Source organism: Bradyrhizobium sp. UFLA03-84 (genome assembly GCF_002289535.1).
GTDB lineage: Bacteria > Pseudomonadota > Alphaproteobacteria > Rhizobiales > Xanthobacteraceae > Bradyrhizobium > Bradyrhizobium viridifuturi.
In genome coordinates, this window is sequence record NZ_NSJY01000014.1 from 784,279 (window position 1) to 808,634 (window position 24,356).

Annotated in this window: 22 protein-coding genes, 1 tRNA gene and 1 pseudogene; 10 read left to right on the top strand and 14 right to left on the bottom strand. The window is 66.1% G+C overall.

Features of this window, described 5'->3' with window-relative positions:
- Positions 1 to 35: 35 nt before the first annotated feature.
- Together CK489_RS25215 and CK489_RS25220 are read right to left on the bottom strand one after the other, a co-directional pair.
- Positions 36 to 1,340 (bottom strand): ATP-binding protein, encoded by a 1,305-nt coding sequence (locus tag CK489_RS25215; RefSeq protein WP_095734195.1) that lies wholly within the window; start codon positions 1,338 to 1,340, stop codon positions 36 to 38.
- Positions 1,337 to 2,059, bottom strand: coding sequence for a response regulator (locus CK489_RS25220; RefSeq protein WP_095734656.1), 723 nt, complete (start codon positions 2,057 to 2,059; stop codon positions 1,337 to 1,339). Before CK489_RS25220 ends, CK489_RS25215 begins: the two co-directional genes overlap by 4 nt.
- Before the next feature lie 326 nt (positions 2,060 to 2,385).
- Here CK489_RS25220 and bamA point away from each other — a divergent pair, with 326 nt between their 5' ends.
- Entirely contained in the window at positions 2,386 to 4,857 is a 2,472-nt protein-coding gene (gene bamA / locus CK489_RS25225; RefSeq protein WP_502694149.1) for an outer membrane protein assembly factor BamA, read from the top strand.
- Between the two features lie 21 nt (positions 4,858 to 4,878).
- Here the strand turns inward: bamA and CK489_RS25230 are convergent, their stop codons facing one another.
- From CK489_RS25230 to CK489_RS42795, 4 genes and pseudogenes are all read right to left on the bottom strand, one after another.
- The gene (locus tag CK489_RS25230) at positions 4,879 to 5,430 is read right to left on the bottom strand and encodes an AAA family ATPase (protein ID WP_095734197.1); all 552 of its coding nucleotides are present in this window, start codon (positions 5,428 to 5,430) and stop codon (positions 4,879 to 4,881) included.
- 148 nt (positions 5,431 to 5,578) lie between these two features.
- A tRNA-Cys gene (locus CK489_RS25235) sits at positions 5,579 to 5,653 on the bottom strand.
- Positions 5,654 to 5,677: 24 nt separating this feature from the next.
- Positions 5,678 to 6,160, bottom strand: a complete 483-nt coding sequence (locus CK489_RS42655; RefSeq protein WP_283807305.1) for an RtcB family protein — start codon at positions 6,158 to 6,160, stop codon at positions 5,678 to 5,680.
- 65 nt (positions 6,161 to 6,225) lie between these two features.
- A pseudogene (locus CK489_RS42795) lies at positions 6,226 to 7,443 on the bottom strand (RtcB family protein); the annotation flags it as partial.
- Between the two features lie 30 nt (positions 7,444 to 7,473).
- Between CK489_RS42795 and CK489_RS25245 the strand changes: the two are divergent.
- Positions 7,474 to 8,631, top strand: a complete 1,158-nt coding sequence (locus CK489_RS25245; RefSeq protein WP_158226501.1) for an ABC transporter substrate-binding protein — start codon at positions 7,474 to 7,476, stop codon at positions 8,629 to 8,631.
- A gap of 116 nt (positions 8,632 to 8,747) precedes the next feature.
- Here CK489_RS25245 and CK489_RS25250 read toward each other — a convergent pair whose 3' ends face one another.
- Positions 8,748 to 9,557, bottom strand: a complete 810-nt coding sequence (locus CK489_RS25250; protein WP_095734199.1) for a phosphotransferase — start codon at positions 9,555 to 9,557, stop codon at positions 8,748 to 8,750.
- Positions 9,558 to 9,734: 177 nt separating this feature from the next.
- Between CK489_RS25250 and CK489_RS25255 the strand changes: the two genes are divergently transcribed.
- Positions 9,735 to 10,952, top strand: coding sequence for an MFS transporter (locus CK489_RS25255; protein ID WP_095734200.1), 1,218 nt, complete (start codon positions 9,735 to 9,737; stop codon positions 10,950 to 10,952).
- Positions 10,953 to 10,983: 31 nt separating this feature from the next.
- On the opposite strand, the gene CK489_RS25260 is transcribed toward CK489_RS25255, so the two are convergent.
- A complete protein-coding gene (locus tag CK489_RS25260) occupies positions 10,984 to 11,628 on the bottom strand; it encodes a Vgb family protein (protein ID WP_095734201.1) in 645 nt (214 codons plus the stop codon).
- Positions 11,629 to 11,661: 33 nt separating this feature from the next.
- On the bottom strand, positions 11,662 to 12,882 hold the full coding sequence (locus tag CK489_RS25265) for a winged helix-turn-helix domain-containing protein (RefSeq protein WP_095734202.1): 1,221 nt from the start codon (positions 12,880 to 12,882) through the stop codon (positions 11,662 to 11,664).
- A 92-nt stretch (positions 12,883 to 12,974) separates the two neighbouring features.
- On the opposite strand from CK489_RS25265, the gene CK489_RS25270 reads away from it, so the two are divergent.
- Positions 12,975 to 13,223, top strand: coding sequence for a hypothetical protein (locus CK489_RS25270; RefSeq protein WP_245350528.1), 249 nt, complete (start codon positions 12,975 to 12,977; stop codon positions 13,221 to 13,223).
- A gap of 5 nt (positions 13,224 to 13,228) precedes the next feature.
- Here CK489_RS25270 and CK489_RS25275 read toward each other — a convergent pair whose 3' ends face one another.
- Positions 13,229 to 14,320 (bottom strand): adenylate/guanylate cyclase domain-containing protein, encoded by a 1,092-nt coding sequence (locus tag CK489_RS25275; protein ID WP_050626925.1) that lies wholly within the window; start codon positions 14,318 to 14,320, stop codon positions 13,229 to 13,231.
- Between the two features lie 73 nt (positions 14,321 to 14,393).
- Between CK489_RS25275 and CK489_RS25280 the strand changes: the two genes are divergently transcribed.
- Positions 14,394 to 14,843, top strand: a complete 450-nt coding sequence (locus CK489_RS25280; protein ID WP_095734203.1) for an SRPBCC family protein — start codon at positions 14,394 to 14,396, stop codon at positions 14,841 to 14,843.
- A gap of 7 nt (positions 14,844 to 14,850) precedes the next feature.
- Here CK489_RS25280 and CK489_RS25285 read toward each other — a convergent pair whose 3' ends face one another.
- Complete coding sequence (locus tag CK489_RS25285) at positions 14,851 to 15,492, bottom strand: HD domain-containing protein (RefSeq protein ID WP_050626924.1); 642 nt, start codon at positions 15,490 to 15,492, stop codon at positions 14,851 to 14,853.
- Between the two features lie 209 nt (positions 15,493 to 15,701).
- Between CK489_RS25285 and CK489_RS25290 the strand changes: the two genes are divergently transcribed.
- Entirely contained in the window at positions 15,702 to 16,667 is a 966-nt protein-coding gene (locus CK489_RS25290; protein WP_095734204.1) for a GlxA family transcriptional regulator, read from the top strand.
- A gap of 88 nt (positions 16,668 to 16,755) precedes the next feature.
- Complete coding sequence (locus CK489_RS25295; protein WP_095734205.1) at positions 16,756 to 17,322, top strand: histidine phosphatase family protein; 567 nt, start codon at positions 16,756 to 16,758, stop codon at positions 17,320 to 17,322.
- Between the two features lie 21 nt (positions 17,323 to 17,343).
- Here CK489_RS25295 and CK489_RS25300 read toward each other — a convergent pair whose 3' ends face one another.
- Complete coding sequence (locus CK489_RS25300; RefSeq protein ID WP_095734206.1) at positions 17,344 to 17,697, bottom strand: MmcQ/YjbR family DNA-binding protein; 354 nt, start codon at positions 17,695 to 17,697, stop codon at positions 17,344 to 17,346.
- A 190-nt stretch (positions 17,698 to 17,887) separates the two neighbouring features.
- Here CK489_RS25300 and CK489_RS25305 point away from each other — a divergent pair, with 190 nt between their 5' ends.
- The 3 genes from CK489_RS25305 (at position 17,888) to CK489_RS25315 (ending at position 20,699) form a co-directional block, all read left to right on the top strand.
- Positions 17,888 to 18,517 carry a PadR family transcriptional regulator gene (locus tag CK489_RS25305; RefSeq protein ID WP_245350505.1) on the top strand — a complete coding sequence of 210 codons (630 nt, stop codon included), beginning with the start codon at positions 17,888 to 17,890 and terminating at the stop codon, positions 18,515 to 18,517.
- A 195-nt stretch (positions 18,518 to 18,712) separates the two neighbouring features.
- A complete protein-coding gene (locus CK489_RS25310; RefSeq protein ID WP_095734208.1) occupies positions 18,713 to 19,408 on the top strand; it encodes a GNAT family N-acetyltransferase in 696 nt (231 codons plus the stop codon).
- A 136-nt stretch (positions 19,409 to 19,544) separates the two neighbouring features.
- A complete protein-coding gene (locus tag CK489_RS25315; RefSeq protein WP_095734209.1) occupies positions 19,545 to 20,699 on the top strand; it encodes a serine hydrolase domain-containing protein in 1,155 nt (384 codons plus the stop codon).
- 18 nt (positions 20,700 to 20,717) lie between these two features.
- On the opposite strand, the gene CK489_RS25320 is transcribed toward CK489_RS25315, so the two are convergent.
- Together CK489_RS25320 and CK489_RS25325 are read right to left on the bottom strand one after the other, a co-directional pair.
- Positions 20,718 to 22,793 (bottom strand): right-handed parallel beta-helix repeat-containing protein, encoded by a 2,076-nt coding sequence (locus tag CK489_RS25320; RefSeq protein ID WP_095734210.1) that lies wholly within the window; start codon positions 22,791 to 22,793, stop codon positions 20,718 to 20,720.
- A 59-nt stretch (positions 22,794 to 22,852) separates the two neighbouring features.
- Positions 22,853 to 24,178, bottom strand: coding sequence for a TROVE domain-containing protein (locus CK489_RS25325; RefSeq protein ID WP_095734211.1), 1,326 nt, complete (start codon positions 24,176 to 24,178; stop codon positions 22,853 to 22,855).
- Positions 24,179 to 24,356: the final 178 nt, after the last annotated feature.

The following is a 24,356-nucleotide window of genomic DNA, read 5'->3' on the forward strand; positions in this document are numbered from 1 at the left end:
GCCGAGCCGCGGACGAACGCGACCCGAAGTTCGGTCTACGCGAGCTCGCGAAGCTCTGATCGAGACGGGCTCGCCCCGCTTCGATCCGATCCGAGATGCGTGGCTCCCGGCAATCTGATGCGGACAAGCAGGCCGTGCGGTGTGTTGTCGTGCAGGGACAACTCGCCACCATGACCGCTCACCATGGCCTGAGCGATCGAAAGACCGAGTCCAAACCCGCTCTTCTCGTCCATGGTGCGGGCCTCGTCGCCGCGGACGAAGGGCTTCAGCATTTCGGCGCGGCGATGCTCCGGAATCCCCGGGCCGTCGTCCGAGACGTCGATGATGGTTTGGTGCGTGGATGCCGTCAGCCGGATGTCGACCTCGCTGCCGAACCGCAGGGCGTTTTCGACGAGGTTGGTCACGGTGCGGCTGATGTCGCCGGGGCGGATCAGCAGCGAGGCCCTGACCGGGCCTTGGTAACGCACGACATGACCGAAATCGGAGAATTGCTCGCCAATCGTCTGCAGAAGCGCGGCCACGTTCACAAGGGTCGGCTTCGCCGCGCTGCCGCCGCTCAGGAACGACAGCACGGATTCCAGCATGGCCTGCATCTGGTCGAGGTCGTGCAGGGTCTCGGCACGCTGGGCGTCGTTCTCGATATATTCGGACCGCAGCCGCAGCCGGGTGATCGGCGTTCGCAGATCGTGACTGATGGCGGCCAGCATCCGCGTGCGGTCGTTCATCAGCGTGGTGATGCGTTCGCGCATGCGATTGAGCGCGACCGCCGCGGCGCGGATTTCCTCCGGGCCGCTTTCCGGCAGCGGAGCAGCCGCCTGGCTGATGCTGAAATTCTCGGCGGCGCGGGCAAAGGCGGACAGCGGCGCGCTGAGCGCACGACCGGCCCACACGCCGAGCAGCGTAACGCTGACGAACAGGAACAGGATGGTGCTGACCCAGAAGCCGCCGAAGAAGGGCGGCAGTTTTGTCGAGCCGATCGTCGCTTCGACCATCGCTCCATCGGGCAACCGGATCGTGGCCGGCACCGCCTTCGCGGAGGACAGCGGATCGCTGGTTGTACTTGGGCCTGCCTCATGCAGCACAATGTGCAACTGGGGGAAGGCTCGCCTGGCAGCTTGCAGCACCGTTGCGCGATCGGCCGCGGGGCTCTCGGCCAGCAGTTTTGCGATCATTTCGAACTGGTGGACGGGCCGGTCCGGAAATGACCTCGGTTTCTGGCCGGTGACATAGAGCCCGATCAGCGCGTGGATCAACACCAGCGAAAGCAGGATCAGCGCGGCGATCTGGCCGCTGATCCGCCGGAAGCTGAACAGTGCGGCAATCCTGCGGGTCCAGCTCATGCGTCCTCAACATGCGGCGTGAAGATGTAGCCGCCGGTGCGCACCGTCCTGATGATCGATGGTCCTTCGCCCGCATCGAGCTTGCGGCGGAGCCGGCTGACCAGCACGTCGATGCTGCGCCCGAACGGACTGGCCGGGCGGCTGCGCGTCATGGTCAGCAGGCCATCGCGCGTCAGGATCCGGCCGGGCCGTTCGCAGAACGCTTGCAGCAGGTCGAACTCGGCGCTGGTCAGCGGGACCTGGGCGCCGTCGGGATCGCGCAGCTCGCGCAGGCGAAGGTCGATGGCCCAGTCCTGGAAGCGCAGGCGCGCCGCGCTCTGGCCGGAGCGTCCGGCGAGGCCGGCCTGGGCCTGGCGGCGCAGCACGGCGTTGATCCGCGCCAGCAGCTCGCGCGGATTGAACGGTTTGGCGAGATAATCGTCCGCTCCCATCTCGAGGCCGAGGATCCGGTCGAGGTCCTCGCCCTTCGCTGTGAGCATGATGATCGGGATCGTCGAGTCGCCGCGCAGGCGGCGGCACAGGGTCAGTCCATCCTCTCCCGGCAGCATCAGATCGAGCACGACGAGATCGAGCGAGTGGCCGGCAAGGTAACGATCCATTTCCCTGCCGTTCGAGGCCGTGGCCACCAGGCAGGATTGGTCGCGGAGATAGCGGGCAATCAGGTCTCTGGTCGGCAGGTCGTCCTCGACGACCAGGATCTTTGGCGTGTGTGCAAGCATGGTCCGCGACTGGGCCTCGTCATAAGGGCATTTGCGCGCATTCCGGCGCGTCGGCTTGGCCACCAATCGACCAGCATGCGCGTCGCTTGTGGGCGGCATTGCGCCTTTTCGTAAGCATAGTGTTTCTGAACTGTAAGCAGCGCCCGCGGGCGGAAACAAACCGGGCCGATGGCCGCGTCGTTCGGCGCTTACAGTCCCCAATCACTGGAAATAATCCCGCAATCCGGCAGCCACACCGCAGCCATCAGCATCCCGTCACAACGGGCGGCTTGTTTGCGAGGTGTGGAATGAAGACGTGGCGGAGCTTGGTCGCAGCGATCGTGCTCATGGGGTGTTCGATCCCGGCGACATCGGTGACATGGCTGGTGTTGGCACCCGCAGCAGCCCAATCGGTTGATGCGATCACGATCGAAGGCAACCGCAGGGTCGAGGCGGAGACCATTCGCTCCTATTTCAGGCCGGGGCCCGGCGGCCGTCTCGATCAGGCCGCCATCGACGACGGCCTCAAGGAGCTGGTCGCGACTGGCCTGTTCCAGGACGTCAAGATCAGTCATACCGGCGGCCGGGTCATCGTTTCGGTAATCGAGAATCCGGTGATCGACCGGGTCGCGTTCGAGGGCAACAAGAAGGTCAAGGATGAGCAGCTCACGGCGGAGGTGCAGTCCAAACCGCGCGGCACGCTGTCGCGGCCGATGGTGCAGTCGGACGCGCTGCGCATCGCCGAGATCTACCGCCACTCGGGCCGCTACGATGTACGCGTCAAGCCGGAGATCATCGAACGCTCGAACAACCGCGTCGATCTCGTCTTCACCATCGACGAGGGAGCGAAGACCGGAATCAAGACCATCGAGTTCATGGGCAACGACAGCTATTCGGCGGCGCGCCTGAAGGACGTGATCAAGACCCATGAGACGAACTTCCTGAGCTTCCTCGGCACCGCCAACATCTACGACCCCGACCGTGTCGAGGCCGATCGCGACCTGATCCGCCGCTTCTATCTGAAGCACGGCTATGCCGACGTGCAGGTCGTGGCCGCGCTCGCCGAGTATGACCCGGAACACAAGGGTTTTCAGGTCACGTTCAAGATCGACGAGGGACAGCAGTACCGCGTTGCCGCCGTGAGCTTGCGATCGACAATCGCGGGCTTCGATCCGAATAGTCTGCGCTCGCTCTCGCGCGTCAGCGAAGGCTCGCTCTACAATGCCGAGGCGGTCGAGAAGTCGGTCGAGGACATGCAGATCGAGGCGTCGCGCCGCGGTTACGCCTTCGCCGTGGTTCGTCCGGATGGCGATCGCAATTTCGAGGCCCACACCGTGGGGATCGTGTTTCGCATAGAGGAGGGGCCGCGGACCTATATCGAGCGGATCGACATCCGCGGCAACGGCCGCACGCGCGACTACGTGATCCGGCGCGAGTTCGATCTCTGCGAGGGCGATGCATATAACCGCGCGCTGGTCGATCGCGCCGAACGGCGGCTGAAGAATCTGGACTACTTCAAGACGGTCAAGATCACCACCGAGCCGGGCTCATCGAGCGATCGCGTGATCCTGGTTGTCGATCTGGAGGAAAAGTCGACCGGCGACTTCTCCGTCTCGGGCGGCTATTCCACGACCGACGGCGCGCTTGCCGAAGTCAGCGTCTCCGAACGCAATCTGCTCGGCCGTGGCCTGTTCGCGAAGGCATCGGTCAGCTACGGCCAGTACTCGCGCGGCCTGTCGCTGTCCTTTGTCGAGCCGTATCTGCTCCACTACCGCGTCGCGCTCGGGCTCGATGCCTATTACAAGGAGCAGCTGCCGACGACCTACACGACCTACGGCGTGAAGACGATCGGGTTCTCGCCGCGGTTGGGTCTTGCCTTGCGCGAGGACCTGACGCTGCAGTTGCGCTATTCGCTGTACCAGCAGGAAGTCTCGCTCGATAGCGCCTACGACAATTGCAACAACAATGCGTCCAACACATCGCTCGCATTCAATCCGACGCCGGCCTACATCAAGAGCGTGCTCGGCGGCGTCGATCCGACGAACTCGGTCTCGTCGGGGCTTTATGGTTATGGTTGCTACGGCGACGGCGAGTCCACCTTGCCCGTGCGCAAGGAGTTGGCCGCAGGTGCGACCTGGACCTCGATGATCGGCTACACCCTGACCTACAATACCCTCGACAACAACAAGAACCCGACCGACGGCCTGCTGATCGACTTCAAGCAGGATTTTGCCGGCGTCGGCGGCGACGTGACGTATCTGAAGAGCGCGGTCGACGCGAAATACTACACCCCGCTGGTGTCCGATCTCGTCGGGCTGATCCACCTGCAGGGCGGCGTGCTCACCAAGGTCGGGGACAACGACCTGCGCATGCTGGATCATTTCCAGATGGGGCCGAACCTGGTGCGTGGCTTTGCCACCAACGGCATCGGGCCGCGCGATATTACCTATGCGAGCTTCGGGGCGGTCGGGGATGCGCTCGGCGGCACCAAATATTGGGGCGCGTCGATGGAGCTGCAGATGCCGTTCTGGTTCCTGCCCTCGGAGGTTGGGCTGAAGGGGGCGGTCTACGCGGATGCCGGCTCGCTGTGGGGATATGAAGGCCCGACGTCGTGGGCCGCGACCGGTGAGGTGAACACCGCCGCCTGCAAATGCGGCCTGCAGTATGACGATGAGAACGTGGTGAGGACCTCGGTCGGCGTCGGCCTGATCTGGGCGTCGCCGTTCGGGCCGCTGCGCTTCGACTACGCAGTGCCGATCACGAAGGGCAAGTACGATATCGTGCAGGAGTTCCGGTTCGGTGGCGGGACGTCGTTCTAGGAGCGCTGTTGGTTCGTTTGATCAAGCCGTCGATGCGCCGCCGCTGCCGAGCGTCGTCAGCACGAAATCGGCGCGCGCGGATGGCGAGATCTTCGGCAGGTCGATGACGTCGTAGCCGAGCATCGGAAACGTCTGCACCAGCCGGTGATACTCAGCTGCCGCCGCCTCGAAGCCGTGGCGGCGTTCGGTGTCGGTGACGTAAATCTCGGGCCATGGCGGCGTCACGAACACGCGCCGGTGGTAGCGACGGGCGGCGCAGATCGGGCGCAGCACCGTCTCGCCCGTCAATGCCTCCAGCGCCGAGGCCGCATCGACGAGGCCGCGATCGAAGAACACCCATCCGGCATGGGCCTTGGCGGTCGCCATATCCTTCAGCGCGACGTCGATGGCGCGGCGCAGGAACGCCGGCGCATCGACCCAGGGCAGGGCGGTGCCGCTGGACGCGAGCTCATCGGCGATGATGCGGCGGCCGGGCTCTTCGACAACCGGATAACCGCGCGCGTGCAACTCGGCCAGCAGCGTCGACTTGCCGCCGCCCGAGCAGCCGGAGATCAGGACAAAGCGATCGTTCAAGAGAAGGTCCTTTGCTTGCGATCGTGAGAGCAGGCGGTCCGCGGTCGCGGAACGCCTGACGGAACTTGCGGATTTGGGGGATCGCCCGGAGACGTTCTCGACGGGCAGGACCAGGATAGCTTCCTGGTCCTGGACAGGCAACAAGCCTTGGAGGTGTGGGCCGGAGTCGAACCGGCTCATGGCGGTTTTGCAGACCGCAGCGTTCCCATTTCGCCACCACACCCGAGCGAGGCGCGTACGCCTCGCTTTAGTCCTTGAACGGATCGAACTCGCCTTCACCGGCCATGGCCACGGCATACGGCCGCAGCGTGTGCAGCACCTTCACCGTTCCGGCGTGGTGGGCAAGCACCTCCGGCAGGCGCCGATAGGCCATCGGGCTCTCGTCGAGATCGGCGCCGACAAGCGTGACGCCGCGCTCATTGAGCCAGCGGTCCATCTCCTCGCGCGTGAAGCGGCGCTTCGCTTCGTTGCGGCCGAACAGCCGGCCGGCGCCGTGCACCGTCGAGTAGAGCGAGGCCTTGGCCTCCGGACTATCGATGCCCTCGAGAATGACGGCATCATCGCCCATCGACCCGCCGACAAAGCCCCGCTGTCCGGGGAAGGCCGGCGTCGCGCCCTTGCGCACCACCCACAGATCCTTGCCGTCATGCGTTTCCCGCCAGGCGTAGTTGTGGTGGTTGTGCACGGACTCGGTGACCTTGCCGCCGATGATCTGGCGGACACGATCCACGACCACTCGCGGCCCGCATAGGAATAGCGCCCGGCGAGCTGCATGGCGGCGATATAGCGGCGCCCAAGTTCGGAATCCTCGTCGACGATGCCAGGCGGAACATTCATCCCGTCCTTGCCGCCGGCGGCCTTGAGGTAGCGGGTCGCGCTGGTGTGCCCGAGCCCGCGGCTTCCGAAGTGAACGCCGATCCAGACGAAGCCTGCCTCGTCGCGCATCAGGTCGACATAGTGGTTGCCGGAGCCGACCGTGCCGAGCTGGCCGACGGCCTTCTGCCGGTATGCCTCCATGTCGCTCTCGCGCCAGGCGTCGCTATCGTCGAACAGCGCATGTTCGACCTTCTCGACATTCTTCCGGCCGATGCCGAAGGAGATCACCTTGGCAACGTCGCGGATGATGGTCGGGACGGTCTCGCGGATGTCGTCGAAGCGCACATCGAGCCGCGCGGCCATGTTGCCGCAGCCGATGTCGAAGCCGGAGATGCTGATCTGCTTCTCGTAGGCGATCACGCCGCCGACCGGCTGGGCATAGCCGAGATGGCCGTCGGCGCAGATCACGCCGGACACGACGTTGCCGACCGCCATGCAGTTTCGCATCTGCTTGATGGTCGCCGCGTTATGCTCGCCGAATACCTTCAGCGGCGCGTTCTTGAAGCGCTCCTCCTGCGGGCGCAGCATCGCGATCTCCGCCGAGGCCGCATCGGCCTCGCGCGCAAGCTTCTCCTTGCGGGCGGCGTCGCGATACAGGCAGCAGGCCGGCTGGCCGCGGCCTTCGCCGATGCGGGAATCCGGATCGATGCCCGCAGCGAGGCAGAGTTCGCGGGCGCGTTCCTGGTAGGGATCAGGTCGTCGCATTGTCTTGGTTCCTGCTGAATCTGGACAAAGCCGCGCGCACGCCGCGCGGGCATTCGGGATTGTCCTTGCCGGAGCTTGACCAGACCGCTTGTGGGCAACAAAAAACCCTCCGAAGCGGCTGGCTCGGGAGGGTCCGTGACGTACGGATTGTCGATCGCGCTTAAGCGGGACCGCTCCCATGAACCGGGCATGCACAGACGATCGGCCGTAGATTGGCCGACGGTTTGCGGATCTGTTCGTATCCTGGCTGCGGTCTCGGTTGCATCGGTTTCGCTCGCTTTGGTTCGCGAACATGGTGCTCGCGAGGGTCGTCGAAATATGCCTACAACCTCTGAATGTCAAGCGTCGCGCCGGCCTCTGTGCGCATGTGACGCAATGAGGTGTGTGCTTGACGAAATCTTCAGTGCCCCGCCGATAGGATCGATCAAGCATGGCTGCATCCTGCGCGAAGGGAAGACACACATGGCATCACGCTCGATCGCTTGCATGACGCTCGCGCTGTTGGCCTACGGCGTGCTGCTTCATCCATCGCGCGCAGCTGAGCCGGTCCGCGTCGGCGCGGTGCTGCCGTTTTCCGGTGGCGTCGAGCTCTATGGCCAGCAGGCGAAGCTCGGCCTCGACCTCGCCGCGAAGGATATCAACGCGGCGGGCGGCATTCTCGGTCGGCCCGTCGAGATCATCTATGCCGACGACAAGACACGGCCGGAGCCGGCCGCTGATGCGATGCGTTCGCTGGTCGAGAAGTCGGGTGTGATTGCGGTGGTCGGCCCGATCACCTCGCGCAATCTGAATGCGCTGGTGCCGCTCGCCGAGAGCTCGAAGACGCCGTTGCTCTACGCCACCAACTACGAGGGCGGCAAATGCAGCCGCTATCTGTTTTCGTTCGGCGCGGTGCCGAACCAGGAGCTTGGCCAGCTGCTGCACTACATGACGCAGACCTACGGCAACACCTATTTCCTGCTCGGCGCCGACCGGGTCTGGCCGCATCAGATGTTCGGCATCGCGCAGCCCTTGATCGAGAAGCTCGGCGGCAAGGTGGTCGGGACCAAATACACGCTGGGGACGGAGACCGACTTCTCACCGCTGATCAAGGAGGCCGCGGCGAGCAAGGCCAGGGTATTGCTGTTCGCGCTGAAGGGTGACGGGATGGATTTCATCCGCCAGGCCGACGAGGCCGGGTTGCTGAGGGACACCACGGTTGCCTTCCTCGGACTGTCGGAGGTCGATCTCGGCATCTTCCGCGGCAAGGGCCAGAACATGGTGACGGTGGTGCCGGCGGTCGCGGCGAGCGAGGATCCCGCGGTCAAGGCGTTCGTCGCAAAGGCCCGCGCCGCCGCTGAGCCGGGCGTCGCGGTGTCGAACTATGTGATGACGCATTACAACACGCTGATCGCGCTCAAGGCGGCGGCCGAGAAGGCCGGCAAGCTCGACAAGGAGGCCATCATCGATGCGATGGCCGGCCTCACCATTCCGTCGCCGACGGGCCCGGTGACGCTCGGCCAGGACCATCACACGGCGATGAACATGTTCATCGCCAGGACGCAGGGTACGGAACTCGTCCAGATTCGTGCGCTCGGTCAGATCACGCCGCAGCCCGGATGCAGTCTGGCGGGCCGTTGACAGGAGGCCAGCGCGTACCGCACGACCTGACGTCAGGGATATCGCCTTGTCACCCAGAGGCGACACTGACGGCTCGCTTCGACAGGCCACTCCGGCTCGCGCGCGACCAAAACCACTCAGCCTTCCGGGCGCAGGGCCGCCTCGACGCGCTGGACCAGCCGCTCCCGCATGTCGGGCTTGGCCCCGCCGAGCAGTAGGAATACGCGGACGATCGGCAAATAGGGCTGCATCGCCGTCGTCAGCGCCGCAGGCGTTGTGCCGGCCAGCCGCGCATACTCTGCCTGCAGAACCGAATTGACCGTGGCCCGCCCCGGATCATCGGCGTGTTCCGGGTCAAGCTCGGCAATCAGGACATGGCACTGCGCAATCTCGTAGGCGGCGGGCGCACGAGCCGCGCCGATCCAGTCGATCAGCCTCGGGCCCTGCGCCGTCATGATCACGTTGCCGGGGTGAAGATCGGAATGGCACAGCACGTCATCGGATGCGAGGTGCTCGATCAGCGCGAGGACGCCGGTGATGATGCGCTCCGGAAGCACGCTGCCGCCGAACCGCAATCTGGCGTCCATCGCCTCGCGCAGCGAGAGTGCGTCCGGCGGCGGTCGCGTCTTGTGAACGGCATGGCAGAGCGTCGCAAGAATTGCGCCCGCTTGTTCATGCGTGATGGCGCCGGTGCGCGTAGCCTGCAGCAGGGTCGGTCCATCGAACCGCGGCAGCACGATGCCGAAGCGCCCGTCCAGGGTGACTTCGCCGAGCACATCCGGCGCCGGGCCGCCGGCGGCGAAGACCGCGCGGGTCATTTGCATCTCGTGCTGGACGACCCATTGCGGGATAGTTGGCTTGGCCAGCTTGACGACCTGACCGGGCGCCCAGGCGTGGACGTCAGCAAAGAGCCCATCGCCGATCTTCTCTCCCAGCGTACCCTGCATGCCTGTTCTCCCGCGATAGAGGAAACACCGGCGGCGAGCGAATAGGAACCCCTCCCGTCGCGGGGGCCGCCGGACGCTGCCAGACTCAAAAAAGGTGAGCTGGAACGATCCTTCGGTGTCGGTTCCAGTTCGATCCGTTCGTCTTCCATCCAGAACGAGCGGCATGGGAGTTCCGGAATGAGCAATTCGACCTATCGCTGGGTGATCGTCGCGGCCGGCGGCCTGCTTGGCTGCGTCGCGATCGGCGGCATGTTCTCGCTGCCGGTGTTCTTGCAGCCGATGGCGCGGGAGACCGGCTGGTCGGTGACGGGGATCTCCAGCGCGATGACGATCGGCTTCCTCGCGATGGCCTTCACCAGCATGATCTGGGGCACGCTGTCCGACCGCTCCGGGCCGCTCCCGGTGGTGCTGACCGGATCGATTGTGCTCGCGGCAAGCCTTGCGCTGGCGAGCCAGGCACCTTCGCTGCTGGCGTTTCAATTCATGTTCGGCGTGCTGGTCGGCGCCGCCACGGCCGCGATCTTCGCACCGATGATGGCTTGCGTCACCGGCTGGTTCGACACCCATCGCAGCATCGCCGTCTCCCTGGTGTCGGCCGGCATGGGCATGGCGCCGATGACGATGTCGCCGCTGGCGGCCTGGCTGATCTCCCATCACGACTGGCGCACTGCGATGCTGATCGTCTCAGGCGTCGTCGGCGCGATCATGATCCCGGTCTCGTTCTTGGTGCGCCGCCCGCCGGCGCTGCAAGGCGACCACGCCGCCGTGACTTCCGACAACGGGGAGCCGCCGCTGACGCTGGCGCAGGCGCTGCGCTCGCCGCAATTCATCATCCTGATCACGACCAATTTCTTCTGCTGCGCCACGCATTCCGGGCCGATCATCCACACCGTGAGCTACGCGGTCACCTGCGGCATTCCGCTGGTCGCCGCGGTGACGATCTACAGCGTGGAAGGGCTCGCCGGCATGGGCGGCCGGATCGCCTTCGGGCTGCTCGGCGACCGCTTCGGCGCCAAGCGCGTGCTGGTGCACGGGCTGCTGGCGCAGGCATTCGGCGCGCTCGGTTATGTCTTCGTGCGCGAGCTGGCCGCGTTCTACGCGGTCGCGGCGATCTTCGGCTTCATCTATGCCGGCACCATGCCGCTGTATTCGGTGTTGATCCGCGAGAATTTTCCGCTGCGCATGATGGGCACCGTGATCGGCGGCACCGCGATGGCCGGCAGTCTCGGCATGGCGACCGGACCGCTTGCCGGTGGGCTGATCTACGACACCTTTGCGAGCTATACGTGGCTCTATGTCGGCTCCTGGGCCACGGGCCTCGGTGCGTTCCTGATCATGATGACCTTCCGCCCGATGGTATCGGCGCGGCCCACCGCGGTGCCTGCGCCGGCTTGAGCCGGCTCAGCGCGTGGAGCGATTGGTCGCTTCACGCGCCGCTGCGCTTCGGTCGCCGGATCGCGCGCACCTTGTTGTTGGTCGAGCCGCTGCCGCAGAAGAAGCGGTCCTTGCCGTCGGATTCGAGCCCGGAGACGAACGTGCCCTTCGGCATCTCCAGCCTTTCCATGACTTCACCGGTCTGTGGATCGATGCGCCTGACGTCGCTCTGGTCCTCTTCCCAGGTGCCGTGCCAGAGCTCGCCATCGACCCAGGAGACGCCGGTGACGAAGCGGTTGCTTTCGATGGTGCGAATGACCTTGCCGGTTTCCGGATCGACCTGAACGATGGTGCGGTCGCGATACTGGCCGACCCACAGCGAGCCCTCCGCCCAAGCGAGGCCGGAGTCGCGGCCGCCGCCGGGCGAGGGAATCGTCGAGACCACGCGTCCGCTGTTCGGCTCGATCTTCAGGATGCGGTCCTCGGCGATCTGATAGAGGTGCTTGCCGTCGAAGGCGGTGCCGGCATGGGCCGCAATGTCGAGGGTGCGGGTTCTCTCGCCGCTGCCGGGGTCGAAGGCGACCAGCTGGCCGCCGGCGGCGAACCAGACCTGCTCGCCGTCGAAGCTGACGCCGCCGACACTCTCGACGCCTTCGAAGGCATATTCCCGGATGATCTCGGCTTCGGACTTCTTCATGCGGCGCTCCAGTTGTCTGATCTCAACCCGATGCTAGCCGTTCGGCAGCGGGGCAGGGAGTAACAACGTCGTCGTGAATCCCGGCACCGGGGGCGTCATCCAGCGCCGCGCCCGGGCGCGGCCGACCGCCTGCACCTTGCCGGTCGCGGCGAGCGCATCGAGCGCGCGCTGCACGGTGCGCTGGCTGGCGCCGAGCGCGACCGACAGCGCCGAGCTCGACCAGGCCTCGCCATCGGCGAGGAAGGCCAGCACCGCCGCATGCTCCTCCTCGACCGGCAGCGCCAGCACGGTGACCTCGCGGCGGCCACGCGGCTCCAGCACGAAGCCGTCGGGTGTCGCGCTGAGATCGGCAAGCGGCTGCAAGGCCCGGCGCAGCCGTCCGATCTCGACCCGCAGCCGCGCGCGATGCGATTCATCGGCATGTTTGCCGCGAAACGCGCGCGCGATCAGCGCACCGCGCGACACGTCCTGCGGCCAGGCCTCACCCAGCGCGCGAGCGAGCGCGAACAGTACCGGCCGCCGTGTCAGCGAAACGGTCGTGCCGGCATCGCGCACGACGTAGCGGCAGGCGTCGATCACGAGCGCCTTCGACGCCATCAGGGCCTCGACCTCTTCGAGCAACAGCGGCCGTTCGCTGCCACGTGCGATCAGGCGCGCCGCGGGCGTCGCGAGCAGGCGTGCGGTGCTCTCGACTTCGGCAGCTAGCTCCGCGATGCCGGCGCGCCCTGCGGCATCCCTTGCCCGTGCCAGCGCCTCGCGCGCCGGCTTGGTGCGCAGCCGCCGCATCGCGATGCCGGCGACGACCAGCTCATGGCCGACGCGCAGCGCCGGCGGAAAGGGCGCCGGATCGAGACCGTCAAGCATACGCTCAGCCGCATCGAGGCTCCCGATCAGCAGCAGGCGGCGGATTTCCAGGTAGCCGGCGTGCGCGGCGTTGAGCGCATCACCGCGCGCTGCGAGCGTTGCGCGCGCCGCGGCGAGGCTCTTGCCGGGAAAGGACAGGTCGCGCGACACCAGCGCGATCTCGGCCTCGGCCACTACGCAGCGTGCCCGCGCGATGGCTTCACGCGGACCGAAGGCGCGGCCGGCACGCCGCAACAGCTCCTTGGCGCGGGTGAAATCGCCGAGCCGGGCCATCGCGATGCCGCGCAGCGCCAGCGCCGGCGCATCGTCGCGCAGGGCCACCCGTTTCAGTGCGCCGAGGGGATCACCCGCCGCGAGCGCGCGCGCCGCAGCCGTAATCAGCGAGTCCATTCGAATCCCGACACACTTGTCACTCTCGCCCTCCGAGGCCCGGTCCTAACCTAGCACATGACGACATGGATCATCTCCAGAGAGATCGAATGATGACCGGAATCGAAACACATGAGGATTGGTTGAAGGGCCGGTTTGGCGGCCGTGGTGCCATCGCAGCGCGGTGGCTGTCGCTCGCGGCGGCGCCGACCTTCGCGGTGATGGCGCTGACTGCCGCGCTGGCGCCGGCCGACATAGTCTGCGGCGCCATGCAGGGACCGCTGTCATTGCAGGGGATGGTCCCGATGTACGCGCTGATGAGCGCATTTCATTTGGCGCCGTGGTTGCGCCTGTTCCGATGACCGGCTCATGCCTCCGGCAGGGTGAATACGGCGCAGGGCCGCGCGATGCCGCGCAGCTCATGGGTGCCGAGCGCGACCAGCGGCGTCTCGGTCTCGGCGGCGACGGCGCCCGAGACCAGCACGGTCTGCTCCAGCGGCTTGCACAGGCCTTCGAGCCGGCTGACCAGATTGACCGCGGCGCCGATCGCGGTGAAGTCGAGGCGATCGGCGGCGCCGATATTGCCCCAATGCACTTCGCCGAGATGCAACGCCGCGCCGAACGGCAGTGGCGGCAAGCCCTGCTTGCGCCGCTCCGTATCGAGATGCGCCATGCCGACGCGCGCCGCCGATACCGCGCGCAATGCCGCATCGCATGCGCTGCGGGCGCTGGTCGTGACCGGAAAGATCGCGAGCAGGCCGTCGCCAATGAACTTCAGCACCTCGCCGCCGAAAGCGTGGATCGCACCGGCGATGCGGTCGAACCAGGCGTCGAGTGCCGCGATCACCTCGGCGGGCGGATGGCTTTCGGAGAGCGCGGTGAAGCCGCGCAGGTCGGCAAACAGAAGTGCCGCCCGGATGGTCTCGCCGGTGTTGCGCCGCAATGGTGCTGCCAGGACGCGCGCGGCGCTGCGCCGGCCGAGATAGGCCTCCAGCGCCGCCGTCAATGTCGCGCGCGCGGCGAGTGCCGCGAGCGGCGCGGCCATGAAACGCGCCGCCTCGCGCAGTCGATCCGCTTCGGCAGGCGTGAAGGCACGTGTTCCGATCCAGCCGAGCGTCGGGCCGTCCGGCCGCGTTCCGATCGTGTCCTCGTGGATCGGGCCGGGCGCGAGGCTATTGAGCCAGCGCCGGCCGGCATCGCCGGATCCGACCATCTCAGGCATTGCAAAAGGTTGTTCCGGTGCGAAGCCGAGCGCCTCGATCACCTCGCCATTCTCGGCGCGCCACAGCCAGGTGCGCCGTGCGATCAGCGGGTGCGGAACTTCGAGCGTCAGGGTGCCACCGGCAAGCGGCAGGCCATCTGTGATAAGGTGGCTTCCGAGGTCCGCCAGCAACCGGTTGGCGCTCGCGGTCTCGGCGGCGGCGTCGACCAGCCAGCTCAGTGTCGAGGACAATCGCATCGCCCCATCATGGGGGTGACGCACTGCCCTTGTCACGAATTATCCCTGATGACCACCCACGGAGGATGGATCGATGACTGAAGCCTTCATCGTTCAACGCGAGATGCAGATCGCAGCCCCGCCCGCGACCGTGTTTGCCTTCCTGACCGATCCGCAGAAGATCATAAGCTGGATGGGGCTCGAGGCCGAGACCGAGCTGCATCCCGGCGGGCTCTATCTGCTCAAGGGTGTGTCCGGAGATATGTCGCGGGCTGCGCGCGGCGCGTTCCGCGAGGTCGTGCCGGTGCACCGTCTTGCCTACAGCTTCGGCTGGGAAGGCGGCGCGGAAGTGCCGCCCGGATCGAGCCTGATCGAGATCGACCTGACGGAGCAGAATAACGGCACGCTGTTGCGGATGACCCATAGCGGCCTGCCGAACGAGGCGCAGTGCGCGAGCCATGCCAAGGGGTGGGCGCATTATCTTGGCAGGCTCGCACGCGTGGCGGGAGGCCAAGCTGTTGGCCCTGACGGTCCGCACGCCTGACAGCACGTCAGGTCGGCCATTTCGACCCGAGGATGATCGAGCAGAAATTCATCCTGGTGTAGTTCATGTCCTTGAGCGCCAGCACGTCGGCCTTGACGTTGCCGAATGTCGTGAGCGGCTTCTTGATGGTGCCGGCGGCGAAGTGATCGATGATGTTCTCCTTGAAGTTCGCCTCGCGCGGATGGTGCGCACAGACGTGGTCGCGGTGCTCGTGCGAGAAATCGTCATAGGCGATGCCGAGCACGTCCATCTCGACTCCGGCGGTGACCAGCGCGATGGTTGGACGCATATGCTCGGGCACGCCGGGCGTGGTGTGCAGCGCGATCGAGGTCCAGACGTCCTCGATGTCGCGCTCCGGCACGCCATAACCCCTGAGGAAGTCGCGGGCGGCGTTGGCGCCGTCGACCTCGAAGCGCAGGTCGGGGCTCGCATGTCGAGCGGTGAGGCCCATGTCGTGGAACATGGCGCCGATATAAAGCAGCTCGGGATCGAATTGCAGCTTGCGGCGGTTGCCGGTCAGAGCGCCCCAGAAGAACACGCGGCGGCTGTGATTGTAGAGCAGATCGTCCTCGGTATCGCGCACCAGCTGGGTCGCGGCGCGGGCCATGGCGCTGTCGGGTACGCGGATGCCGGCGATGATCTCGGTCATTTCAAGACGCTCCTCGATGTGGCAAGACGATGCCGTGGCATGCGGACACGCGGACGCCGGCGCTCGTCTCTGCGATGTGTGTTCGGATCGCCTGGTGGTGTGATCCGTCGCGTCGTTGTCGCCCGGTTAGGCCCGATCGCGCAACGATCGCGCGCCGCCGGATCGGGCCAACGAGGCGTCGTTTCGCGCCAGCGGGGCGGGGAGAAAGTATGGCGGTTCAGAAGGTCGCGATCGCGATTCACGAAGGGGTGCAGGCGCTCGACGTGGCAGGCCCGGTCGACGTATTCGCGGAGACGAACGGTTTCGTCGCTGATGGCGATGGCTATGAGACCGTGCTGGTCGGCGCCAGCCGCGAACCGCTGCGCGCATCGAACGGCATGAGGATCTCCGCCGACCTCAGTTTCAACGAGGCGGATGCCAAATTCGATATCCTGCTCGTTGCCGGCGGCCCGGCTTTGCCCGACGCCGAGCCTGATCCCGAACTGACGCAGTGGCTGCGCCGTGCGCCCGAGCGCGCCGAACTCTACGGTTCGATCTGCACCGGCGCCTTCGCGCTCGGCCATGCCGGACTGCTCGACGGCCATAAGGTGACGACGCATTGGCAGAACGCGCAGCTTCTGGCGGCGCGGTTTCCGGCTGCCGAGGTGATCTTCGACCGGATCTATATTCGTGACGGTAGACTGATGACGTCGGCCGGCGTGACCGCAGGCATCGATCTCGGCCTTGCGCTGGTCGCCGAGCGGCACGGGCCGCAGGTCGCGGTCGCGGTGGCCAAGCGGCTGGTCGTGGTGGCGCAGCGCCAGGGTGGGCAGTCGCAGTTCAGCCCCTATCTCACCGCGCCGGTCGACGAGGATTCACCGATTGCGCGTGCGCAAGCGCATATCATGCAGCACGTCGGCGAGCGCCACACGCTGCAATCGCTGGCCGAGGCCGTCGGCATGAGCGTGCGCAATTTCGGCCGCGCCTTCGCGCAGGAGACCGGCATCACGCCGCATGAATTCGTCGAGCGCGCCCGCGTCGACGCTGCACGCCGGCTGCTCGAAGGCTCGGACCGCCCGCTGAAGGCGGTTGCCTTCGACTGCGGCTTCGGCTCGGCCGACCGGATGCGCATCGTGTTCACCGAACGGCTCGGCGTGTCGCCTGCGCAGTACCGGTCGAGTTTTCGCAAACTGTGATGCCGTTCATCAAGCGGAGGCCCGATCGGGGATAGGGTCAACCTATCAGAATTGCTCCAATATCATGCAACTTTTCCGCGAGGCTGCCATGGACGCGCTCACGCTCTTCATCATCCGCCACGCCGAGAAGCCGGGCGAGTCCTGGCCGGGGCCCGGCTTCACCGCGAACGGCGTGTCCGATAACGAGTCGCTGGTGCTCCGCGGCTGGCAGCGCGCCGGCGCCTGGACGGCCTTGTTCGGTACCGATCTCACCGGCGGCGACTATGCCAAGCCTGATGCGATCTATGCCGCGACACCGGGAACCGAGCCCAATCAGCCACCGTCGAGCCGTCCCGCCGAGACGATCTCGGCGCTAGCAGCGCGGCGCGGCCTGACGCCGAACGTAGGGTTCGGCAAGGGTGACGAGCCGGCCTTGATGAAGGCGGTGCTCGCGTCGAAGGGCATCGTGCTCTTGTGCTGGGAGCACAAGGCGATCATCTCCGACATCCTGCCGCTGATCCCGGTCAGCAAGGGTACGCCGCCGACCAAATGGGAGGGAAGCCGGTTCGACGTCGTGCTGCGCTTCGAGCGCGCCAAGGGCGACGACAAGTTCGCCTTCAAGGAGCTGTTTCCAAAATTGCTGTCGGGCGATTCCGACAAGCCACTCGGCGGCTGAGCCGCGCCGCAACTGCGCCGATCAATCCAGCCCGAGCGCCTTGCGCGATTTCCGCGTCAGCTTCGCGGCGATCAGCGCGTGCGCCTGATCGAGATAGGCCTTGAGCTCGGCGTCGGGGAGGGCGTCGTTCCTCACCAGCTGCACCCATGTGGCGCGCGCCAGATATGGCGCCGGCCGCGCCAGGCCCTGCTCGATCAGAAGCTGGTAGGCCATGTTCGATGTCTTGAACATGAAGCCGCCGGTGCTCTCGATGTAGCCGCCGGCGAGCGCGAACATCTTGCCGCCGACCTTGAACACCGACGTGCCCTCCCATTGCACCACCTTGGTGGCGGCGGGCAGGCGCAGGCAATGGGTTTCGAAGGTCTTTGGGCGCATGAATCGAGCGGGCCGGGAGTGCTCTAAGCCATAAGCCGGCGACGCTACGGTCGACAAGCCCGGTGAGGGCCGCCGATCCCCAGGCTCGTTCCGATCCCCGCTCTATCCTCACGACCTCACGAAATCGTGGGTTGTCGTCAGTCCATCTATAGATATATCGTAAGATATGATTTCAGTAAGGAATGACACAATGAGACGATCGATGTTTCGCGACCGGGGCGACGAGGGTTTTGGATTTGGCTTCTTCGTGGGCCGGCACGGCAGGGGCGGCCACCGCTTTGGCCGCGGCGGCCATGGCTTCTTCGGGCGGGGCGGCGGCGGTGACTTTCCGGGATCGCGGCGGCTGTCGTCGCAGGACCTGCAACTCGTGATCCTGGCGCTGCTCGGCGAGCAGCCGGGGCACGGCTATGAGCTGATCAAGAAAATCGAGGAGCGGTCGGACGGCTTCTACAGCCCGAGCCCGGGCGTGATCTATCCGGCGCTGACCTTCCTCGAGGAGATCGGGCACGCCAGCGTCACCCAGGATGCGGCGCGCAAGCTCTACAGCATCACCGAGCAGGGCAAGGCGCATCTCGCCGAGAACCGCGCCACCGCCGACACCATTCTCGAAGCGCTATCGCGGATCGGCCGCCGCATGGAGGAGGTGCGCGAAGCCTTCGCCGGCGTCAGCGATCTCGATGGCGGAGCGTCCGACGATTTGCACCGCGCCCGTCACGCGCTGAAGAGCGCGCTGCGCCGGAAGCGCGGCTGCGATGCCGCCGAGGCACAGCGGATCGCAAAGATCCTGGACCGCGCCACCGCTGAAATCCTGCAGCAGTGACGTTAGTCGCAGGCACGGAGTAACGCTGCCGCTCAAGGGCGGCAGCGAGCTCTGCCTGAAGTGGCGCGAGGATCCGTTCCGCACGCAGGCGGAAAATCCCGCTGGCGTGATTGTGAGCCGCAACGGCCTCACGCCATGCTGGATTTTGTCGGCGCTTCTTGCTCTGCTCCCAAAAAACAGGGAGCGAAGCGCCGCATGTCCGAAGTCCCGCCTCATCATCCACTCGATCGCCCGATCTGGAGCGCGCTAACCACGAGACAGCGTGAGCTGGCGGAAGGTGGCACCAATGCCCGGCGCTTTCCGGTTGCGATCGCACCCTTCGCCGACATGCTCGACATGTCGCCGCAGAGCTTTGCGGCGCTCGGCGCGCTGCTGTCGGGACCTGAGATCGCGGTGCTGTTCACGCCTGAGCCGGTCACTGTACCGCCGGAGTTCAAGGTGCTGCTGGCCGAGACCGGCGAGCAGATGATCGGCACGCCGGCGGACTTTTCTCTGCCTGGCGTCGAGATCGCCAGGCTCGGGCTAGCTGACGTTCCCGCGATGGTGGCGCTGACGGAACTGACCAAGCCTGGACCGTTCAGCGCAAGGACGCATGAGCTCGGCAACTTCCTCGGCATCCGCGTCGGCGGCGAGCTGGTCGCGATGACCGGCGAACGGATGAAGCCGGGGAATTATACCGAGATGACCGCTGTGTGCGTGCATCCGGATCACCGCGGCCGCGGCTATGCGCAGGCGCTGCTGTCGGCGGTCGGCCACCAGATCGCGGCCCGCGGCGAAATTCCCTTCCTGCATGTCTTCACCAGCAACGTCTCGGCGATCGCGCTGTACCGGCGCCAGGGCATGGAAATCCGCCGCCGTCTGCACATCACGGTGTTGCAGAAGCAGGGCTAGCGCCGGGCTGAAAGGGGGACGTCTCTGCCCAGATACATGGGAATGAAAGAGTTCAGTTCAAGAATTGCCAGGCGGCTGTCTCCCCGCGTATGTCCCGCCTCCCTCAAAGCCGGGGGATGCAGCGGGGAGCAAGGCCATGGCAGTTGCGACGACAGACGGATTCGCCGACGCGCGGTTTGCGGCGGCGCGTGAGGCGTTCGAGGCCAATTTCGCTGACGGGGAGGAACTCGGCGCATCGTTCTGCGCCACGATCGACGGCGAGACCGTGGTCGATCTGTGGGGCGGCTTCGCCGACGAGGCGGAGCAGCTGCCCTGGACGCGCGACACCATCGTCAACGTCTATTCGATCACCAAGACCATGACCGCGCTGACCGCGTTGTGGCTCGCCGATCGCGGCGCGCTCGATTTCGCGGCGCCGGTCGCGCGTTACTGGCCGGAATTCGCCGCGAACGGCAAGGCCGGCATCACCGTGGCGCAGCTGATGAGCCACTCGGCCGGCCTCTCGGGCTGGCATCCCGCGATCAGCGGCGAGGACTTTTATGACTGGGAGAAGGCGACATCGACGTTGGCCGCACAGGCGCCGCTGTGGGCGCCGGGGAGCGCGTCGGGCTATCACGTCTACACGTTCGGCTTCCTGATCGGCGAGGTTGTCAGGCGGATCACCGGCAGGACGCTCGGCACGGTGTTCCGCGAGGAGATCGCAGCTCCGTTGAACGCGGATTTCTGGATCGGCCTGCCGGCCAGTGAGGACCATCGCGTCGCCGACCTCGTGCCGTTCCTGCCGTCGTCTGCCGCGACCGGCGTGAAAATGACGACGATCCAGCAGATCACCTTCAGCGACACCCGCACCGACGTGCCCTCGACCCGCACCCGTGCCTGGCGCGGCGCCGAGATCCCGGCGGTGAACGGCCACGGCAACGCCCGTTCGATCGCCGCGATCCAGACCATCCTGGCGACAGGCGGCACCGCGAAGGGGCAGCGCATCATGTCGGAAGCCGGCTGTCGCAGGGCGCTGGAGGTGCAGATCGATGGGCCGGATCTCGTGATGCGCGGCATCTCGGTCCGCTTCGGCCTCGGCTACGGTTTGCCGAGCCCGATCCTCAGCCTGGTGCCGCCGAACCCGAACACGCTGTTCTGGTCGGGCGGCGGCGGGTCGTTCGTGCTCATTGATACCGACGCGCGCATGACGTTTGCCTATGCGATGAACCGGATGCAGCGCGGGCTGGTCGGCGATGCCCGCTCGTTCCGGATCATCCGTGCGATGTGGCGCGCGCTCGGGATGACACCCTGAGCGGAGAGCGTGGCGCGCTCAGGCCAGCCTGTTGCCGGCGAGATGCACCGTGCGCTTGTCGCAGCTCGGGTCGATCGCGACGGCAGTCGTCGTGATGTGCCCGCGTGCGGCGATGTTGTTGCTGATCTCGACGTTCCTGGCGCGGCCGACGAAGATCGCGCTGTCGGGCTTGATGTGGAACAACTCGCCGGCGCCGAACACATTGCCGCGCAGAAACGTCTGGCCGATCACATTGCCGGCGATCTTCGCGCCGTCGGCATTGCTGACGAAGATCGCGTAGATGTAGGAATCGTCGATGTGGTTGCCTTCGATGATGACGCGCCGGTTCTCGAAATTGTCCTGGAATCCCTTGGCCCCTTCCGGCGGCACTATGCCGACATAGATCGCGCCGAGCGTTCCGCTGCCGCTGGTCAGCTCATTGGCGCCGTTGACGCAGTGGCTGAAGCGGTTGTTGCGGAACACCAGGTTGTCGGCAAACCCGGACTCCGACCAGAAGCCGATGTCGCTGCCCGCCTGCAGCGCCACCCCGGTCGAGAAGGTGAACCGGCAGTTCTCGACGATGGCGTTCGGTGCCTTCATCAGCACGCGGCCGCAAGCGTGGAAATTGCATCGCAGCACGGTGGCGCCGGACCCGATATGTGTCAGCGAGGTGACGGCGTCGCCGACCTTGAGCGGCAGGTCCTGTTGCAGGACCACGTCGTAGATCAAATCCGGCTGGGTGGTCGGGCTCCGGTCCTTCCAGAGCTGGGCGATCTTCGCCTTCAGCTCCGGTGCGTGACGCTTGGTCAATTGCGCGACCTTGCCGCGTCCGAGTGAGCGAAACGTCGCGTGGTCGCAGCTCTCGATGTCGTCGCCCGCGTCAAGGCCGATGTCCCATTTCGGGCTGAGCAGGAACCGGCGCGGCGCGGACTTCGCCACGACGTAGTAATAGAAGCCATGCACGTTGATGGCGTCGTCGGAGGTATTGGCGAAGCTGCAATCCTCCATGGTCGGACCGTGCGCGACCGCGGTGAAGTGCGAGCCGTCGGAATTGGTCGAGATCAGACGGTCGGTCGCAGAGCCCTTTGGCCGCGGTCCCGGGACGACCGAAACCTTCTGCAGCAGCATCGAGCCTTCGCCGCCATTCTCGATGATGCCCATTCCCGGCGAGGCCAGAAGTTTGAGGTCGATCAGGCTGGTGGCGACGCTGGAGTCGACGGCGATGGCATGTGTGCCGCTATTTGCGATGGTGACGACGTCGCCGATGGTGATCGGCAGCTGGCTTGGGAAACGGTCATTCGCGCTCCACCGCAACTGCACCTTGATCACGCCGTCGCTGAGGCGCGTGGCTCGGGCCGGCGACAGGAAATCCCTGGCGCCGGTCTTCAGCGCCCGGTTGCGGCGGTCCATCACCTTGAAGAAGCCGTCCGTGAAGGCGGCGAGCAGTACGGCATCATCGGGGAAGCCGGGGTCGACCTTCACTGTGATCTCGACCGCCTGCTTGTCGAAAGCGGTGATCGTCCCTTGCGTGAAGGGCAGCGGGTCGTAATCGATGGTGAGATCGCGAACGGTGAGGCGGTTGCAGCCGGAGATCACCAAGGTCCCGCTGCGCGTGGTGTTGATCAGTTCCGCGCCGTTGCCGTTGAGCTCGAAGCCGTGCAACTGCCGAAACGCGAGCGGCCGCTTGATCCGGTAGCTGGCGTTCTTCTCCAGGTTGAGCACGATGTGAACCGGCCCCGCCTTGCTGACATCGCCCGCTGCCTTGGCGATTGCGGCCAGCGCCTTGGCAAAGGCCGCGTCGGCGTCACCGCCTGATGTCGCGGTGAAGGTGGCCATGTCGAAGCTGGCCGCGCCCGGGACCGACGTCTGCTCGGCGCGGCTTTCCGTGCCGAACAGCGGGCCCGCGACAAATAGCGAAGCAAGCGTCAGCGCCCGCCGGCGGCTGATCGACATCGAGTGCGTCTCCTTGCAGGACTGCGACCGGTCGCGCGCATGGTCGGTCCGCGAAGATGAATTGGAGCCAAACAGCGTGGAGCTGGCGCCGCCGCTCTCGAGATTGTGAATGACGTTGCCGCCGGTCGTGCGCTGCGCGAGCGGTGCGCTCGTCCATCGCACCAAAATGTATTGAGCCCGGGCGCGCAGGCGCGTCCGGGCCCATTGTTGTCGAGCAGGCGTCAGTGCATCGTCTGTTCCGACGCCGAGATCCAGGCGATCACGGCCTCGGAGAAGCCGTCGACCCGCGTCCACGGGCCGTGTCCGACGCCGTGCTGATAGGACGCCACGTTGACCATGTATCCGCGTCCCTTGGGGGCGGGCACCTGGTCGTGGCTCTGCTCGTCGGTGAAGACGATCAGGCGATCGCCCTTGCGATCGATCTCCGTCACCGCCTTGCCGAGATACGTCCCGCCATGCGGCTGCGAGCCGATGATCGCATCGCGCAGCGCGAAGCCACGGCGCGGCGGCAGCTTCACGACCTCATTGCTGAACGTGAAGATCTCCACCTCGTCGCAGACCTCGCGGGCGAGGATCGCAAGTCCGCAGGCCGCTTCCGCCCGCGTCATCTCCGACTGGGCCGAGAGCGGCGAGAACATCGATCCCGACACGTCGATCAGGAGCCGCGTGCGGCCATCGAGCCGCGCGTAGTCCTTGACCGACTTCAGCATCGCTGCCTCGAGCTCCGGCTCGAAGTCCGGCGCATAGCGCGCCGCCGTGATGAAGCGGTAGGGCAGGATGCGGTCGGTCCGCATCGCGTCGATCGCCTCCGCGATGGTCCGGCGCGGCACTTCCGCCTTCTGCATCAAGCGCAGGTTGCGGAGCAGCGCCAGGCCACCGAGCCTGTTCTCGGCGATCAGCCGCTCGAAGGTCTCACGCTTGCCCTTACCGGACGAGAGCGAAACCTCCCAGGTGTCGGGCGAGGCCAGCTCGCCGTCGACGAGCTGCTTCCACACCTTCTCCTGCGCGGCGTCCCTCGGCTTGGCGTGGACCAGGAACAGTACGTCCTTGATCCGCACCGCGCCGTCGCGATCGTACTTCGCGAGCTGGTAGGCGTCGAACTTGGTCAGCGCCCGCGCCAGGCCCTTCTTGATCTGCGCCGAGACGGGCTGACGCTTGCGCTGCTGCTGGGGGCCGAGCACATCCGCCCAGTAGATCGCAAGCAGCTCGGTCATCTCGTCAGGCCGCTGGATCACCCGCGCCAGCGTATCGGCAACGAGGGCGCGATGGGTCGGATGCCGCGCCATCTCGCGGACCACGAGCAGCGGCGCGTGCCGCAGCTTCATGGCCTCGCGCGCAGCGACGGCGAGTTCGGCCGTCCGCTCGGGGACGACCAGCGGCACGAGTGCCTTGATGCGGTCGGCGATCGCGACCCCGTCCTCGTAGAACTGGCTCTCCCACAGGAGGCAGTTCAGCAGCGCGCGCCGCAGCTCCATCTCGGGCGTGAAGCGCTTGCCCCGCGCACCCTCACGGGTGAAGGCGCGCATGATCTTGTTGATCGTGGCCATGATGGCCTCCTCTCTGGTTGAGCATGGGTTGGAAAGTGGTGCCGGGGAACAGGCGAGCCTGTACTGCCCTTGCGGGCGTCGCACGCTCTTCCATCGAGCCACGGACTTTTGGTCCGGAAGGAATCGAACCTTCTGCCTTGCGATCCGATGTAACAGCGCTCTTCACCACCGGCATTGA

Bases quoted from the DNA above. Each gene is read 5' to 3' on its own strand.
- CK489_RS25215 (WP_095734195.1), bottom strand. From the start codon at position 1,340: ATGAGCTGGACCCGCAGGATTGCCGCACTGTTCAGCTTCCGGCGGATC.
- CK489_RS25220 (WP_095734656.1), bottom strand. From the start codon at position 2,059: ATGCTTGCACACACGCCAAAGATCCTGGTCGTCGAGGACGACCTGCCG.
- bamA (WP_502694149.1), top strand. From the start codon at position 2,386: ATGGGGTGTTCGATCCCGGCGACATCGGTGACATGGCTGGTGTTGGCA.
- CK489_RS25245 (WP_158226501.1), top strand. From the start codon at position 7,474: ATGGCATCACGCTCGATCGCTTGCATGACGCTCGCGCTGTTGGCCTAC.
- CK489_RS25250 (WP_095734199.1), bottom strand. From the start codon at position 9,557: ATGCAGGGTACGCTGGGAGAGAAGATCGGCGATGGGCTCTTTGCTGAC.
- CK489_RS25255 (WP_095734200.1), top strand. From the start codon at position 9,735: ATGAGCAATTCGACCTATCGCTGGGTGATCGTCGCGGCCGGCGGCCTG.
- CK489_RS25260 (WP_095734201.1), bottom strand. From the start codon at position 11,628: ATGAAGAAGTCCGAAGCCGAGATCATCCGGGAATATGCCTTCGAAGGC.
- CK489_RS25265 (WP_095734202.1), bottom strand. From the start codon at position 12,882: ATGGACTCGCTGATTACGGCTGCGGCGCGCGCGCTCGCGGCGGGTGAT.
- CK489_RS25270 (WP_245350528.1), top strand. From the start codon at position 12,975: ATGACCGGAATCGAAACACATGAGGATTGGTTGAAGGGCCGGTTTGGC.
- CK489_RS25275 (WP_050626925.1), bottom strand. From the start codon at position 14,320: ATGCGATTGTCCTCGACACTGAGCTGGCTGGTCGACGCCGCCGCCGAG.
- CK489_RS25280 (WP_095734203.1), top strand. From the start codon at position 14,394: ATGACTGAAGCCTTCATCGTTCAACGCGAGATGCAGATCGCAGCCCCG.
- CK489_RS25285 (WP_050626924.1), bottom strand. From the start codon at position 15,492: ATGACCGAGATCATCGCCGGCATCCGCGTACCCGACAGCGCCATGGCC.
- CK489_RS25290 (WP_095734204.1), top strand. From the start codon at position 15,702: ATGGCGGTTCAGAAGGTCGCGATCGCGATTCACGAAGGGGTGCAGGCG.
- CK489_RS25295 (WP_095734205.1), top strand. From the start codon at position 16,756: ATGGACGCGCTCACGCTCTTCATCATCCGCCACGCCGAGAAGCCGGGC.
- CK489_RS25300 (WP_095734206.1), bottom strand. From the start codon at position 17,697: ATGCGCCCAAAGACCTTCGAAACCCATTGCCTGCGCCTGCCCGCCGCC.
- CK489_RS25305 (WP_245350505.1), top strand. From the start codon at position 17,888: ATGAGACGATCGATGTTTCGCGACCGGGGCGACGAGGGTTTTGGATTT.
- CK489_RS25310 (WP_095734208.1), top strand. From the start codon at position 18,713: ATGTCCGAAGTCCCGCCTCATCATCCACTCGATCGCCCGATCTGGAGC.
- CK489_RS25315 (WP_095734209.1), top strand. From the start codon at position 19,545: ATGGCAGTTGCGACGACAGACGGATTCGCCGACGCGCGGTTTGCGGCG.
- CK489_RS25325 (WP_095734211.1), bottom strand. From the start codon at position 24,178: ATGGCCACGATCAACAAGATCATGCGCGCCTTCACCCGTGAGGGTGCG.